This is a genomic window from Pseudomonas sp. CK-NBRI-02 (assembly GCF_008124495.1).
In the GTDB taxonomy this organism is placed as follows: domain Bacteria; phylum Pseudomonadota; class Gammaproteobacteria; order Pseudomonadales; family Pseudomonadaceae; genus Aquipseudomonas; species Aquipseudomonas guariconensis.
Genome location: NZ_VSJH01000008.1, coordinates 134,609 through 148,159, shown reverse-complemented (window position 1 = coordinate 148,159; position 13,551 = coordinate 134,609). Strand labels below are relative to the sequence as shown.

The window sequence follows — 13,551 nt, the reverse complement described above, 5'->3', positions numbered from 1 at the left end:
ACGAGCAACATGGTTGTCTGATCTGACGCATTCGCGGGTAAACCCGCTTCCCACAAGGGGCCGATCCAGCCGCCAGGGCGGTGCAAGAATCCAGCTGTTGTGGGAGCCTCCCATGTTGAACACCCTTCTACCCATCCTGCTGTTCGCTGCCCTTGGCCTGGCGGTGCTCGGCGCCCTGCGCCGGGTGCGCATGTGGCGGCGTGGTCGACCTTCGAAGGTCAACCTGATCGGCGGCCTGCTGGCCATGCCGCGGCGCTATCTGGTGGATCTGCACCATGTGGTCGAGCGCGACAAGTACATGTCCAAGACCCACGTAGCCACCGCCGGCGGCTTCGTGCTGTCGGCCGTGCTGGCGATCCTGGTCCATGGCTTTGGCCTGCAGAGCAAGATCCTCGGCTACGCCTTGCTGGCGGCCACGGTGCTGATGTTCTGTGGCGCCCTGTTCGTCTTCAAGCGTCGTCTGAACCCGCCTTCGCGCCTGTCCAAGGGCCCGTGGATGCGCCTGCCCAAGAGCTTGCTGGTGTTCGCCGCGAGCTTCTTCATCGCCACGCTGCCTGTTGCCGGCATCCTGCCTGAAGGTACCGGTGGTTGGCTGCTGGTCGCCGTGCTGGGTGTGGGCGTGCTGTGGGGCGTGTCGGAGCTGTTCTTCGGCATGACCTGGGGCGGCCCGATGAAGCACGCCTTCGCCGGTGCCCTGCACCTGGCCTGGCACCGCCGCGCCGAGCGTTTCGGTGGTGGTCGCTCCACCGGCCTCAAGCCGCTGGACCTGGAAGACCCGAACGCGCCGCTGGGCGTGGAAAAACCCGTGGACTTCACCTGGAACCAACTGCTCGGCTTCGATGCCTGCGTGCAGTGCGGCAAGTGCGAGGCGATGTGCCCTGCATTCGCCGCCGGCCAGCCGCTGAACCCGAAAAAACTCATCCAGGACATGGTCATTGGTCTTGCCGGTGGCACCGACGCACAGTTCGCCGGCAGCCCTTATCCGGGCAAGCCGATCGGCGAGCATGGCGGTCACCCGCATCAGCCGATCGTCAATGGCCTGGTCGACGCCGAGACCCTGTGGTCGTGCACCACCTGCCGCGCCTGCGTCGAGGAATGCCCGATGATGATCGAGCACGTCGATGCCATCGTCGACATGCGCCGTCACCTGACCCTGGAAAAAGGCGCGACCCCGAACAAGGGCGCCGAGGTGCTGGACAACCTGATCGCCACCGACAACCCTGGCGGCTTCAACCCAGGCGGTCGGATGAACTGGGCGGCCGACCTCAATCTCAAGCTGATGTCCGAGGTCAAGAGCACCGAGGTGCTGTTCTGGGTCGGTGATGGTGCCTTCGACATGCGCAACCAGCGCACCCTGCGGGCCTTCGTCAAAGTCCTCAAGGCCTCCGGTGTGGACTTCGCCGTGCTCGGCCTGGAAGAGCGTGACAGCGGCGACGTGGCGCGCCGGCTGGGCGATGAGGCGACTTTCCAGCAACTGGCCAAGCGCAACATCCAGACACTGAACAAGTACCGCTTCCAGCGCATCGTCACCTGCGACCCGCATAGCTTCCATGTGCTGAAGAACGAGTACGGCGCCTTGGGCGGTGAGTACCAGGTACAGCACCACAGCACCTACATCGCCGAACTCATTGCGGCCAGCAAGCTCAACCTGGGCCAGCACAAGGGTGGCAGCGTCACCTATCACGATCCGTGCTACCTGGGCCGTTACAACGGCGAGTACGAGGCGCCTCGCGATGTGCTCAAGGCCCTCGGCATCGAGGTTCGCGAGATGGAACGCTCCGGCTTCCGCTCCCGTTGCTGTGGCGGTGGCGGCGGTGCGCCGATCACCGACATCCCGGGCAAGCAGCGTATCCCTGACATGCGCATGGACGACATCCGCACGACCGAGGCAGAGCTGGTGGCCGTGGGTTGCCCACAGTGCACTGCGATGCTCGAAGGCGTGGTCGAACCCCGTCCGCAGATCAAGGACATCGCCGAGCTCGTCGCCGACGTGCTGATCGAGGACGACGCTCCTGCCAGCGCCAAATCCCAGGCGGCCAAACGTGAACCTGCGGAGGTGCACTGATGAGCGACATCATCCGCCGCGACCCTCGTGCCGAGTGGATCGCCCGTAACCGTCTGCATCCGCTGCACGCGGCGATGCAGACGCAACAGACCCGCTGGATGGGGCCCAACGGCCTCATCCGCAAGAACCCCCATGCGATCGCCGCCGGCTTCATCGGCCCCAACGGCCTCAAGCGCATCGACCGAAGCGGCGCCCAACAGGGCACCGCTGGCGGCGGTCGCCGTACCGCAGCGGCCGAGGTGCAGCTGCCGCTGCATCAGGTCGCGCAGCCGGCGTTCTATATCGCCGTGGTTCCGGACATGGTCGGTGGTCGTCTGGGCAGCCACGACCGCGACCTGCTGGGCCTGGCCCACAGCCTGGCCGGCAGCGACGGCGCCGTCCTGGCGATCGTGTTCGGCGAACACAAGGAAAGCAACTTTTCCACAGCCGGCGTCGACCGGTTGCTGGTCATCGAAGGCGAAGCGTTCGAAGGTTATGCACCGGAGCAGTTGGTGCAGGGTCTGCGCGCTGTGGATAACCAGTTCACCCCGCGCCACTGGCTGCTGCCAGACAGCCGCACCGGTGGTGGCGAGCTCGGCCGGCGCCTGGCCGCCGCGTTGGGCGAACGCCCGGCGACGCGGGTATGGCAAGTCAAGGACGGCCAGTGCATCGGCCGAGCCGGGGCGGGCCAGCAGGACCTGCAGCGCGGTCTGCCGCGCCTGATCCTGGCGGCGGCCGAATGCTCCGACCCGGTCAGCGAAACCCGTCACGAAGCGCTGCCGGTGGAGTTGTCCACAAGCGTGGCGCGCAGCCTGTCGCGTATCGAAGACCTGGGCCCGGTGGCGGTGGATCCTGCGGCCATCGCCATGGCCGAATCGGAGTTCATCGTCTCCGGCGGCAACGGCGTCAAGGATTGGGATCTGTTCCACAAGGCGACCGCCGCCCTCGGTGCTACCGAAGGCGCTTCGCGGGTGGCGGTGGACGATGGTTTCATGCCCCGCAACCGCCAGGTGGGTGCCACCGGTACCTGGGTCACGGCACGTGTCTATGTGGCTGTGGGTATCTCCGGGGCGATCCAGCACCTGCAGGGCATCGGCGCCTGCGACAAGGTGGTGGCGGTGAACATGGACCCAGGCTGCGACATGATCAAACGGGCGGACCTGTCGGTGATTGGCGACAGTTCGGCGATTCTCCAGGCGTTGATCGAGGCTGTGGACAACTACCGCAGCGCCGGTCAGCGCGACGCGGCATAAGGGCACGAGCATGAGTACGAAAGTCATCAGCCTGGTCTCCATCGGCGCTCACCCCAGCTCCGGCCGCACCCGTCGTGCCGAGCAGGACTCACGTGCCGTCGAGCTGGGTTTGCAGCTGGCTGGGGATAACTTGCAGGTGGTGCATGCCGGCGATCCTCGCGAGGAAGCGCTGCGCGCATACCTGGGCATGGGCCTGGATCATCTGGATGTGCTGGAGCAGCCGGCAGGTGCCGATGTGCTCGGCGTGCTGGGCGATTACCTGCGCGACGCCGGGGCACAACTGGTGCTGACCGGCAGCCAGGCGGAAACCGGCGAAGGCTCGGGCATGTTGCCGTTCTTGCTGGCCGAGCGCCTGGGCTGGCCACTGGTGGTGGGCCTGGCTGAGGTCGAGTCCATCGACAACGGCACCGCGCAAGTCCTGCAGGCCTTGCCACGTGGGCAGCGGCGTCGGTTGAAGGTGCGCCTGCCGCTCTTGGCGACTGTGGATAACGCGGCGCCCAAGCCACGCCAGAGCGCCTTTGGCCCCGCGCGCCGGGGCGTGTTGGCGGCGCGCAACGTGGCGGTGGTCGAGGATGAACTGCTGGCCGATGCCGAGCTGCAGCCGGCCCGTCCACGACCCAAGCGGCTGAAGGTGATCAAGGCCAAGAGTGGCGCCGACCGCATGAAAGCCGCCACGGCCAAGGCCAGCGGTGGGGGCGGCAAGGTGCTCAAGGATGTTTCTCCACAAGAAGGCGCCGAGGCGATCCTGAAGTTGCTGGTGGAAGAAGGGGTGCTGCGCTAGCGGTTGCCCGTTCAAGAGCCAAAGCCCACGTTGCATGGCCTGCAGCGTGGGCTTTTTTCTTGGTGTTTCGCAGCCCTTCGCAGGCTTGGTCAGCGACCCTTAGGTTTTTACACACCGAATCTGTTTGCCAACCTGTTGATAAAGTGTTCGCGCCTCTCTACAGGCCCCGTCATATCAAGCCTGCAGAGAGCTGGTTGTTATTTGACCACCCCAGCCGATCAACGCCACACGGTCTTTTCATTCCAAGCGGCCCAGGTTGCCCACAATCGCTGTTGGCGTCTCTGTGGATAATCTGTTTGGTAGCGGCGCAATCCCTTGATCTGCCTGGGCTGCAGAGGTTTGGTCAATAATTGATCAATTGCTGCGAAACGGCTGTGCAGCACGCTTGTGTCGGGCGCTCTGGAGGTCTATCCACAGGCATTGGCCGAACGCCTGCGCATTGCCCACAAAGTCTGTTGGCCGCTCTGTGGACAACGTGTTCGGCGAACGCTAGAGCCCTTGTAATCAAAGGCTTGTAGAGGAATGGTCAAATAATGATCAAAGCGTCCGGCTACTGCTCGGCCCACGTTTCCACAAATACTGTGCGCCAGGCTGTGGATAAAATGTTGGTCGGTGGCTGCAGGCCTTGGGAGGCCTTGGCTGGGGGAAGGTTGATCAAGAATTGATCATCGCTCTTCATGACCGGACTGTGCTGTTGGCCCGATTCGAGCAAAAAAAAGAGCAGCCACCTGGCTGCTCTTTTCGTTTCGCGTCGATGCCTTACTGCGCTTTGACTTCCTTCAGGTACGGCGCTGGCTCCGCCCCCAGGTTGTTCAGCACGCGCTGGGAGTACCAGTCGATGAAGTTGACCACGCCGAACTCGTAGGTCTTGGAGTACGGGCCGGGCTGGTAGGCGGTGGAATTGATGCCGCGCTGGTTCTCTTCAGCCAAACGGCGGTCCTGGTCGTTGGTGGCGTCCCAGACCTTGCGCATGTTTTCCGGGTCGTAGTCGACACCTTCGACGGCGTCCTTGTGCACCAGCCACTTGGTGGTGACCATGGTTTCCTGGGCGCTGATGGGCCACACGGTGAACACGATCATGTGGTCGCCCATGCAGTGGTTCCAGGAGTGCGGCAGGTGCAGGATACGCATCGAGCCCAGGTCCGGGTTCTTGATGCGGCCCATCAGTTTCTTGCACGCCTGCTTGCCGTCCATGGTCATGGACACGGTGCCCTTGAGCAGCGGCATGCGCACGATGCGGTTACGCAGGCCATGGCTCTTGTGCAGGTACGGGATCTTCTCGGCTTCCCAGGCTGCAGCGGAGGCGGCGACGTGATCCTTGAACGCCTGGTCGGCGCGTGGGTCGTTGGTATCGTCCCACTCCAGCAGTGTCTTGAGCAGCTCAGGGTGCGAACCGTTGCAGTGATAGCACTCACGGTTGTTTTCCAACACCAGCTTCCAGTTGGCTTTTTCCATCAAGGTGGTCTGCACCGCCACCTTGGTGTTCTCCATGTCGTACGGTTCCATGTAGTGATCGAGCGTTGCCAGGAACTCGTCGATCGCTGGCGGGTTCTCGGCCAGGCTGATGAAGATATAGCCACCGGCGGTCTTCACGTGCACTGGCTTGAGGCCGTACTGCTTCATGTCGAAGTCGGCGCCCATCTCGGTGCCGGCGAACAGCAGGCGACCGTCGATTTCATAGGTCCACTGGTGGTATGGGCAGACCAGCTTGGCCACCTTGCCCTTGTCGCTGGTGCACAGGCGCGAACCGCGGTGACGGCAGACGTTGTGGAACGCATGCACTTGGCCTTCGGCGCCACGGATAACGATGATCGGGTTCTTGCCGATCTGCAGGGTCAGGAAGTTGCCCTTGGTCGGAATCTCGCACGTCATGCCGGCGATCAACCACTCCTTGTGGAAGATCTCCTGCATGTCGATCTGGAACAGACGCTCGTCGGTGTAGAAAGGCTGGGGCAGCGAGTAGGTGCGCTCGCGGGTCTGCAGCATCTCGGCGGTGGCCTTGCGTGCAGCTTCCAGTGGATCGCCCAGGCTCAGGGTTGCGGTGACGTCCATCGTTTGGTCCTCAGGGCCGTATGCGGCCGGCGAAAGTGGCTAATCGTTGTTGTGGTTTGCCGCAAGGCTGCTTGCTAAAAACAGCTGTTTCATTTGCCGTGGAGTGTGCGTTCGCCGCCGACAGGAACCATATCCACGGGCGACATGGCCGAATCCGATTCCGACGCGCCAGCCCTTGTAGCGCGGGGCTGGTCGCGATAAGCACGCCGATGTCGCTGATAGGAATGTACTTCGTCGCCGGCTTGCGCATTATCGGAGCCATGAAGGCCGGTAGTCGGCCGCTGGAGAAGAACATGTCCGATACCTTCCTCAATCCGGTCACGACCCAGACCTGGGCCAACGGCCGCCATGTGGTGCGCTGCGTCAAGGTCATCCAGGAGACCTGGGACGTGCGCACCTTCTGTTTCATGGCCGACCAGCCGATCATGTTCTTCTTCAAGCCTGGGCAGTTCGTCACCCTGGAGCTTGAGATCGATGGCAAACAGGTGATGCGCTCGTACACCATTTCCAGCTCGCCATCGGTGCCCTACAGCTTCTCGATCACCGTCAAGCGGGTACCCGGCGGGCAGGTGTCCAACTGGCTGCACGACAACATGCACGAGGGCTTCGAGCTGGCGGTGCACGGACCGGTGGGGCTGTTCAACGCCATCGACTTCCCGGCGCCGAAGGTGCTGTACCTCTCCGGCGGTGTCGGTATCACCCCCGTGATGTCCATGGCCCGTTGGTTCTACGACACCAATGGCAATGTCGACATGGTCTTCGTCCATAGCGCCCGTTCGCCGAAGGACATCATCTATCACCGCGAACTGGACCAGATGGCCTCGCGGATCCCCAATTTCAGTCTGCACATCATTTGCGAGAAGCACGGTCTGGGCGAGCCCTGGTCGGGCTACCGTGGCTACCTGAATCAGCGCCTGATGGAGCTGATCGCGCCTGACTACATGGAGCGGGTGGTCTTCTGCTGCGGCCCGACGCCTTACATGAACGCGGTCAAGCGCATGCTCGAGGCGGTGGGCTTCGACATGCGCAACTACCACGAAGAGTCGTTTGGCGCGACCCCGGCAGAGGCCAAGGCCGATGCTGTGGAACATGCCGAGCAGGCGGCCGAGGCGGCCGAGGAACTCGACGCGGCCGACCTCAACCTGGTGGAGTTCGTCGGCAGCGACAAGAGCATCCGTATCGCCCCGGGCGAGACGGTGCATGCGGCTGCGGCGAAGGTCGGGCTGATGATCCCCAAGGCCTGCGGCATGGGCATCTGCGGTACCTGCAAGGTACTCAAGCTCGGCGGCGAAGTGGTCATGGACCACAACGGCGGCATCACCGAGGAAGACGAAGCCGAAGGCTACATCTTGTCGTGCTGCAGTGTCCCGCAAGGGGATGTGCGGATCGACTACTGATCCAGCCCATTCCTACATTTTGCGGGTGAACCCGCTCCAGCAGGTCGATGCAGAACCTGTGGGAGCGGGTTTATCGAGGCGTCGAACCGCCGCGAATGTATTCATCAAGTGCGAAAACGCGCCACCAGGCCGTTGAGGTCCACCGCCAGACGGGAAAGGTCGGCGCTGGCCACGCTGGTCTGATGTGCCCCGGTCGCGCTCTGCACCGACAGATCATTGATGTTCACCAGGTTGCGGTCCACCTCCCGAGCCACCTGGGCCTGCTCTTCGGCGGCGCTGGCGATCACCAGGTTGCGCTCGTTGATCTGCGCCACCGCGCTGGCGATGCTGTCCAGTGCCAGGCCGGCACCACGGGCGATGTTAAGGGTCGATTCGGCACGTTCGGTGCTGGTGCGCATCGACGTGACCGCTTCTTCGGTCCCGCCCTGAATGCTGGCGATCATCCGTTCGATCTCGCTGGTCGACTGCTGGGTGCGGTGGGCCAGGGCCCGTACCTCGTCAGCCACCACGGCAAAGCCCCGGCCAGCCTCGCCGGCACGGGCGGCTTCGATCGCGGCATTGAGTGCCAGCAGGTTGGTCTGATCGGCCAGGCCACGGATCACATCCAGGACCTTGCCGATATCCCGGGACTGGGATGCCAGACGGGTGACCAGTGTCGCGGTGGCTTGCACATCGCTGCTCATGCGCTCGATGGCGCCCACCGTCTCCAGCACCAGATCGCGTCCATCGCCCGCCGAACGGCTGGCCTCGCTGGAGGCTTCGGAGGTGCTCACGGCATTGCGCGCCACTTCTTCCACCGCGCTGGTCATTTCGGTGACTGCGGTGGCGGCTTGTTCGATCTCGTTGTTCTGTTGCTGCAGGCCTCGAGCGCTTTCGTCGGTGACGCAGTTGAGCTCCTCGGCGGCCGAGGCCAGCTGGGTAGCCGAGCCTGCGATCAGTTGCAGGGTGTCGCGCAGCTTGTCCTGCATCCGCGCCATGGCGCGCAGCAGGCGGGCGGCTTCGTCGTTGCCCTCGGCGCGGATCACTTGGGTCAAGTCACCGTCGGCGACCTGTTCGGCGGCCTTGAGCGCTTCATCGATCGGCTTGACGATGCTGCGGGTCAACAGGAAGGCGCACAGCAGGGTCAGCACGGTAGCGGCCACCAGCAGGCCGATGACCAGGGTGAAGGCGGTGTCATATTGGCTGGCGGCTCTGGCATTGGTGGCTCGGGTCTGGTCGGTGTTGATGCGCACCAGGTCCGCCATGGCTTGGTTGATCTGCTCGGCATTTTCGAACAGCTCGCGGTTGATCAGATTTTGCAGCTCTTCCACGCGATTGGCCTGGCTGAAGCTGCGCATGCGCGCTTCTAGCTGGCGGTACTGGCCCAGCAGTTGGTTGTAGCGATCGAAGGCGGCTTGTTCCTGAGGGCCTTCGACCAGCGTGCGGTAGGTAGCGCGTATCTTGTCGATCTGCGCGTTGCGCTCGTCCATCTGGCGTTGGGTGTCTTGCTGGAACTGTGGGTCGCGGTTGAGCACCAGGCGGTAGGCGAGGGTGCGCATGCGCAGGTTGAGCAGGGCCAGTTCATCGAGCGTCTTGATGCTGGGCACGCTCACCGCTTCGATGGCCAGGCCAGCCTGGCGGATGTTGCCCATCTGGATGAGGGAGAAGGTGCCAAGGCCAAGCATCAGCGCGCCGATCAGGGCAAAGCCCAACAGCGCACGCGGGGCAATGTTCATATTGCGTAGGGACATGGGTTGTAATCCGGGCAAGGAATAAAATGCGCGTTCCCTGCGACAGAATGTGACCTGCTCGGGTTATCGGTAGAAACGGGCCGCGCTTGAATGAAATTGTGAGCCTGCTATCGAGTTTCCGGACAGGTGGTTGACCCAGGTCGGAACAAGCCCGGCCCAGGCCTGTCAATCTGCCCAGGCTAAAGCCTTTGTGTCCCGATATTTAATGGCGAGGACGCGCGCTTTTCTTTATCGTGTGCGCCCTTTGCAACAACCCGAGATAGACCCCCATGTTGGAAGCTTCCCTGAATCAACTCGAGCAACTGGTCAACGACCTGATGCAGAAAAACGCTCAACTCACCGAGCAGAACACCGCCCTCGGCCAGGAACTGGCCCAGGCCAAGGAAGAGAATGAAACCCTGCAGCTGTCGCTGCTGGAGCAGGAAGAGAAGCACGGCGCCACCGCGGCCCGTATCCAGGCGCTGGTAGAGCGCGCCAGCGCAGGTGTCGTCAACGCATGAGACTGCAAGCGCAGCCGATCAATGTCGTGTCCATTCTGGGCAACGACTATTCGATCAAGGCGCCCCAAGGCCAGGAAGAGACCCTGGCGCAAGCCGTGCGGATGCTCAACACCGCCTTGGCCGAAACCAAGCGTCAATACCCCACCCTGATCGGTGACAAGCTGCTGGTGCTGGCAGCCCTGAATCTGTGTTCCAAGCAGGTCGAGTTGCAAAAGGAACATCAGCAGACCCTCGAGCGGACCCAGGCGCAGATCGACGCCACGGTGGACGCTATCGTTCGGACCATCGCCGAACAGTAATTGCCTGACCTCGGGTTTGCCGCGAATGCATCGGTGAGTTTCGCATCGCATTCGCGGGTAAACCCGCGCCACCGTCTGGCGTCATCCCAGGATTCGAAGTGAGCCGGGCGCGTGCGAGCGTGTTCGCCCGCCACCGCGCCAGTCGCTTTAGCATCGGATCTTGCGGCAAAAACGACGCGCCACGGGTCGTGGACATTGTTTTAGATCACTGGAATAACCGGATACGTAAGTGTATACAATCACCCAAAATAATAATGATTGGGGAGTTGGGGCATGCGGATCTGGCGGCGGAGTATCCAGTGGCAGTTGATTGCGAGCATGGGCGCAGCCCTGCTGGCGAGCATCCTGGTGGTGGTAGGGGTGTATACCGAGGCGGTCAACCGCCTGACCGAACGTTACCTGGTGGATACGGCACTGCCGGCCAGCGTCGAAGCGATCCGCAACGACATCGAGCGCATGCTCGGCAAGCCGCTGGTGGCGGCGGCCGACATTGCCGGCAACACGCTGCTGCGTGATTGGCTCGCAGCCGGCGAAGACCCCGCCCAAGCCCCCCGTTTTCTCGAGTACCTGGAGGCTGCCAAACAGCGCAACCAGGCCTTCACGACATTGTTCGCCTCCACGGCGACCGGCCACTACTACAACGAGAAAGGCCTGGATCGCACCCTCAGCCGCGATAACCCGAAGGACAAATGGTTCTACGGCTACATCGACAGCGGCGCCGAACGCCTGATCAATATCGACATCGATGGCTCCACCGGGGAGCTGGCGCTGTTCATCGATTACCGGGTCGAAAAAGACGGACAGCTGGTGGGCGTGGCGGGTATGGGTCTGCGCATGACGGCGTTGTCGAAACTGATCCATGACTTTAGTTTCGGTGATCGCGGGCGGGTGTTCCTGGTGCGCAACGACGGCCTGATCCAGGTCCACCCGGATCACGAATTCAGCGGCAAGCGCCAGTTGGCCGAGCAGGTCGGCGAGCAGGCGACCCAAGCCGTGTTGGGTAAGGGTGAAGGCCTGCGCAAGGTGCGTTTCAGCCGCGACGGCGAAGCGTTTCTTGCGCTGGGCCTACCGCTTCGCGATCTGAACTGGACGTTGGTGGCCGAGGTGCCGGAAGACGAAATCTACGCACAGATGCACGAAGCGGTGTGGCTGACCAGCCTGATCGGTGGCGCGGTGGCGTTAGTGTCGTTGCTGTTGGTGGTGTTGCTGGCGCGTGGGCTGGTACGTCCGATCCGCCAGGTGACCACGGCGCTGACCCAGATCGGCAGCGGGGCTGGCGACCTCAGTCAGCGGCTGGACGATACGCGTGAGGACGAGCTGGGCGACCTGGCCCGCGGGTTCAATCGGTTCCTCGACAGCCAGCGGGTGCTGATCGGCGAGGTGCTGCGCACCACCGAGCGCCTGCACCGGTCGGTCGAGCAGGTGACCCGCGTGGTGGACAACACCGCCGACCGTTCCAGCCGCCAGCAGGAGATGACCGAAATGGTCGCCACCGCCGTGCACGAAATGGGACTGACCGTGCAGGACATCGCGCAGAACGCCGGCAATGCCGCCCATGCCTCGCAGTCGGCGCGCGACGAGGCCCTGCAGGCGCGCGAGGTGGTGCGCCGGTCGATCCACAGCATCGAAGGCATGTCCGGGGAAATCAGCCGGGCGGCGGAGGCGGTGAGCCAGCTGGCCGACGAAGTCGCCTCGATCGACGAGGTCTTGGCCGTGATCCGCAGTATTTCCGAACAGACCAACCTGTTGGCCCTCAATGCGGCCATCGAGGCGGCGCGAGCGGGTGAAATGGGGCGCGGCTTTGCCGTGGTCGCCGATGAAGTGCGCACGCTGGCGCGGCGTACTCAGGTGTCCACCGACGAGGTGCAACAGATGATCCAGCGCCTCAAGCAAGGCGCAGGCACCGCTGTGGCGTCAATGAATGCCGGGCAGCAGGCGACCGGGGGCGGGGTAGAGTCCAGCCAGCGCACCGGTGCCTCGCTGGGGGCGATCACCGATCAGGTGGAGCACATCAGCGACATGAACCATCAAGTAGCCACGGCGACCGAAGAGCAGTCGGCGGTGACCGAGGAGATCAACCGGACTGTGCAGGGGATTTCCGACCTGGCCCGGGAGACGGCGGCCGAAGTGCAGGCCTGTCGGGACGAGTGCCAGGCGTTGCGTGGCCTGGCCGATGACCTGGCGCGGCAGATGGGCGGGTTCAAGCTCTAGGTCGGTGTTGGACGCTTCGCGGGTAAATCGGGGCGCCCAACCGCCGCTCCGATTTACCCGCGGACATCAGGCGCCGACGACGGCGCGGATGTCCTGCGCCAGTTCACGCACTCGCGCTTCTTGCGTATCCCACGAGCACATGAACCGCGCGCCACCGCTGCCGATGAAGGTGTAGAAGCGCCAACCCTTGGCGCGCAGCGCCTCCAACGCGGCTTCCGGCATTTGCAGGAACACGCCGTTGGCCTGCACCGGGAACATCAGCTCCACGCCCGGCAGGTCGCTCACCAGCGAGGCCAGCAGTTGTGCGCAATGGTTGGCGTGGCGGCCATAGCGCAGCCAGGCGCCGTCTTCGAGCAGGCCGACCCAGGGCGCGGAGAGAAAACGCATCTTCGACGCCAGCTGGCCCGCCTGTTTGCAGCGGTAATCGAAGTCATCGGCCAGGGCGCGGTTGAAGAACAGGATCGCCTCGCCCACGGCCATGCCGTTCTTGGTACCGCCGAAGCACAGCACATCCACCCCGGCCTTCCAGGTCAGCTCCGCCGGTGTGCAGCCCAGGGAAGCGCAGGCGTTGGAAAAGCGGGCGCCGTCCATGTGCAGGTTCAGCCCCAGCTCCTTGCAGGTGGCGCTGATCGCCCGCAGCTCGTCGGGGTTGTACACCGTGCCCACTTCGGTGGCCTGGGTGATGGTCACCACGCGTGGCTTGGGGTAGTGGATGTCCTGGCGCTTGAGCGCGACTTCGCGGATCGATTCGGGCGTCAGCTTGCCGTCTACACTGCGTGCGGTGAGCAGCTTGGAGCCGTTGGAGAAGAACTCCGGCGCACCGCACTCGTCGGTCTCGACGTGGGCGGTCTCGGAGCAGATGACGCTGTGGTAGCTCTGGCACAGGGAGGCCAGGGCCAGGGAGTTGGCGGCGGTGCCGTTGAAGGCGAAGAACACCTCGCAGTCGGTTTCGAACAGCTCGCGGAAATACTCGGCGGCACGTTCGGTCCATTGGTCGTCGCCATAGGCGCGCTCGTGGCCCAGGTTGGCTTTTTCCATCGCGGCCCAGGCTTCGGGGCAGATGCCGGAATAGTTGTCGCTGGCGAATTGTTGGCTGTTATCAGTCATGACATCTGTCCTTTTTACGACGCAGATCCGCACTCTAAACCATCGATTCAGCGGTTGCCTATACAAGGCCTGTTCGAGCAACTGGCTGTATTGATCTTGCGGGCTTCTTCGCGGGTAAACCCGCTACCACAGGGATTGCACAGCCCCTGTAGGAGCGGGTTTACCCGCGAAGGGGCC

General features: G+C 63.5%; 10 protein-coding genes and 1 pseudogene. 8 read left to right on the top strand and 3 right to left on the bottom strand.

The features are described from left to right. Window positions 1-112 precede the first annotated feature (112 nt). The 3 genes from dgcB to DQ397_RS08435 are packed head-to-tail and all read left to right on the top strand — an operon-like array spanning window position 113 to window position 4,078. The gene (dgcB, locus tag DQ397_RS08445) at window positions 113-2,065 is read left to right on the top strand and encodes a dimethylglycine demethylation protein DgcB (RefSeq protein ID WP_043211081.1); all 1,953 of its coding nucleotides are present in this window, start codon (window positions 113-115) and stop codon (window positions 2,063-2,065) included. After that, window positions 2,065-3,297, top strand: a complete 1,233-nt coding sequence (locus tag DQ397_RS08440; protein ID WP_043211083.1) for an electron transfer flavoprotein subunit alpha/FixB family protein — start codon at window positions 2,065-2,067, stop codon at window positions 3,295-3,297. The genes dgcB and DQ397_RS08440 overlap by 1 nt, the downstream gene beginning before the upstream one ends. A gap of 10 nt (window positions 3,298-3,307) precedes the next feature. Next, entirely contained in the window at window positions 3,308-4,078 is a 771-nt protein-coding gene (locus DQ397_RS08435) for an electron transfer flavoprotein subunit beta (protein WP_043211085.1), read from the top strand. Between the two features lie 759 nt (window positions 4,079-4,837). On the opposite strand, the gene gbcA is transcribed toward DQ397_RS08435, so the two are convergent. Further along, window positions 4,838-6,130, bottom strand: a complete 1,293-nt coding sequence (gbcA, locus tag DQ397_RS08430; protein ID WP_043211087.1) for a glycine-betaine demethylase subunit GbcA — start codon at window positions 6,128-6,130, stop codon at window positions 4,838-4,840. A 293-nt stretch (window positions 6,131-6,423) separates the two neighbouring features. Here gbcA and gbcB point away from each other — a divergent pair, with 293 nt between their 5' ends. Beyond that, entirely contained in the window at window positions 6,424-7,527 is a 1,104-nt protein-coding gene (gbcB, locus tag DQ397_RS08420) for a glycine-betaine demethylase subunit GbcB (protein WP_043211132.1), read from the top strand. Window positions 7,528-7,631: 104 nt separating this feature from the next. Here the strand turns inward: gbcB and DQ397_RS08415 are convergent, their stop codons facing one another. Next, a complete protein-coding gene (locus tag DQ397_RS08415) occupies window positions 7,632-9,191 on the bottom strand; it encodes a methyl-accepting chemotaxis protein (RefSeq protein WP_372240751.1) in 1,560 nt (519 codons plus the stop codon). A 335-nt stretch (window positions 9,192-9,526) separates the two neighbouring features. On the opposite strand from DQ397_RS08415, the gene DQ397_RS08410 reads away from it, so the two are divergent. The 4 genes and pseudogenes from DQ397_RS08410 to DQ397_RS24990 all read left to right on the top strand — a co-directional run bounded on the left by DQ397_RS08410 (window position 9,527) and on the right by DQ397_RS24990 (window position 12,267). Further along, window positions 9,527-9,757 (top strand): hypothetical protein, encoded by a 231-nt coding sequence (locus DQ397_RS08410; protein ID WP_043211092.1) that lies wholly within the window; start codon window positions 9,527-9,529, stop codon window positions 9,755-9,757. Further along, on the top strand, window positions 9,754-10,056 hold the full coding sequence (locus DQ397_RS08405; protein WP_043211094.1) for a cell division protein ZapA: 303 nt from the start codon (window positions 9,754-9,756) through the stop codon (window positions 10,054-10,056). Before DQ397_RS08410 ends, DQ397_RS08405 begins: the two co-directional genes overlap by 4 nt. A 273-nt stretch (window positions 10,057-10,329) precedes the next feature. Further along, window positions 10,330-11,403: pseudogene (locus DQ397_RS24995) on the top strand (cache domain-containing protein); the annotation flags it as partial. A 126-nt stretch (window positions 11,404-11,529) separates the two neighbouring features. After that, entirely contained in the window at window positions 11,530-12,267 is a 738-nt protein-coding gene (locus DQ397_RS24990) for a methyl-accepting chemotaxis protein (RefSeq protein WP_371906664.1), read from the top strand. Window positions 12,268-12,333: 66 nt separating this feature from the next. On the opposite strand, the gene DQ397_RS08395 is transcribed toward DQ397_RS24990, so the two are convergent. Continuing rightward, complete coding sequence (locus tag DQ397_RS08395) at window positions 12,334-13,374, bottom strand: low specificity L-threonine aldolase (RefSeq protein WP_043211099.1); 1,041 nt, start codon at window positions 13,372-13,374, stop codon at window positions 12,334-12,336. Window positions 13,375-13,551: the final 177 nt, after the last annotated feature.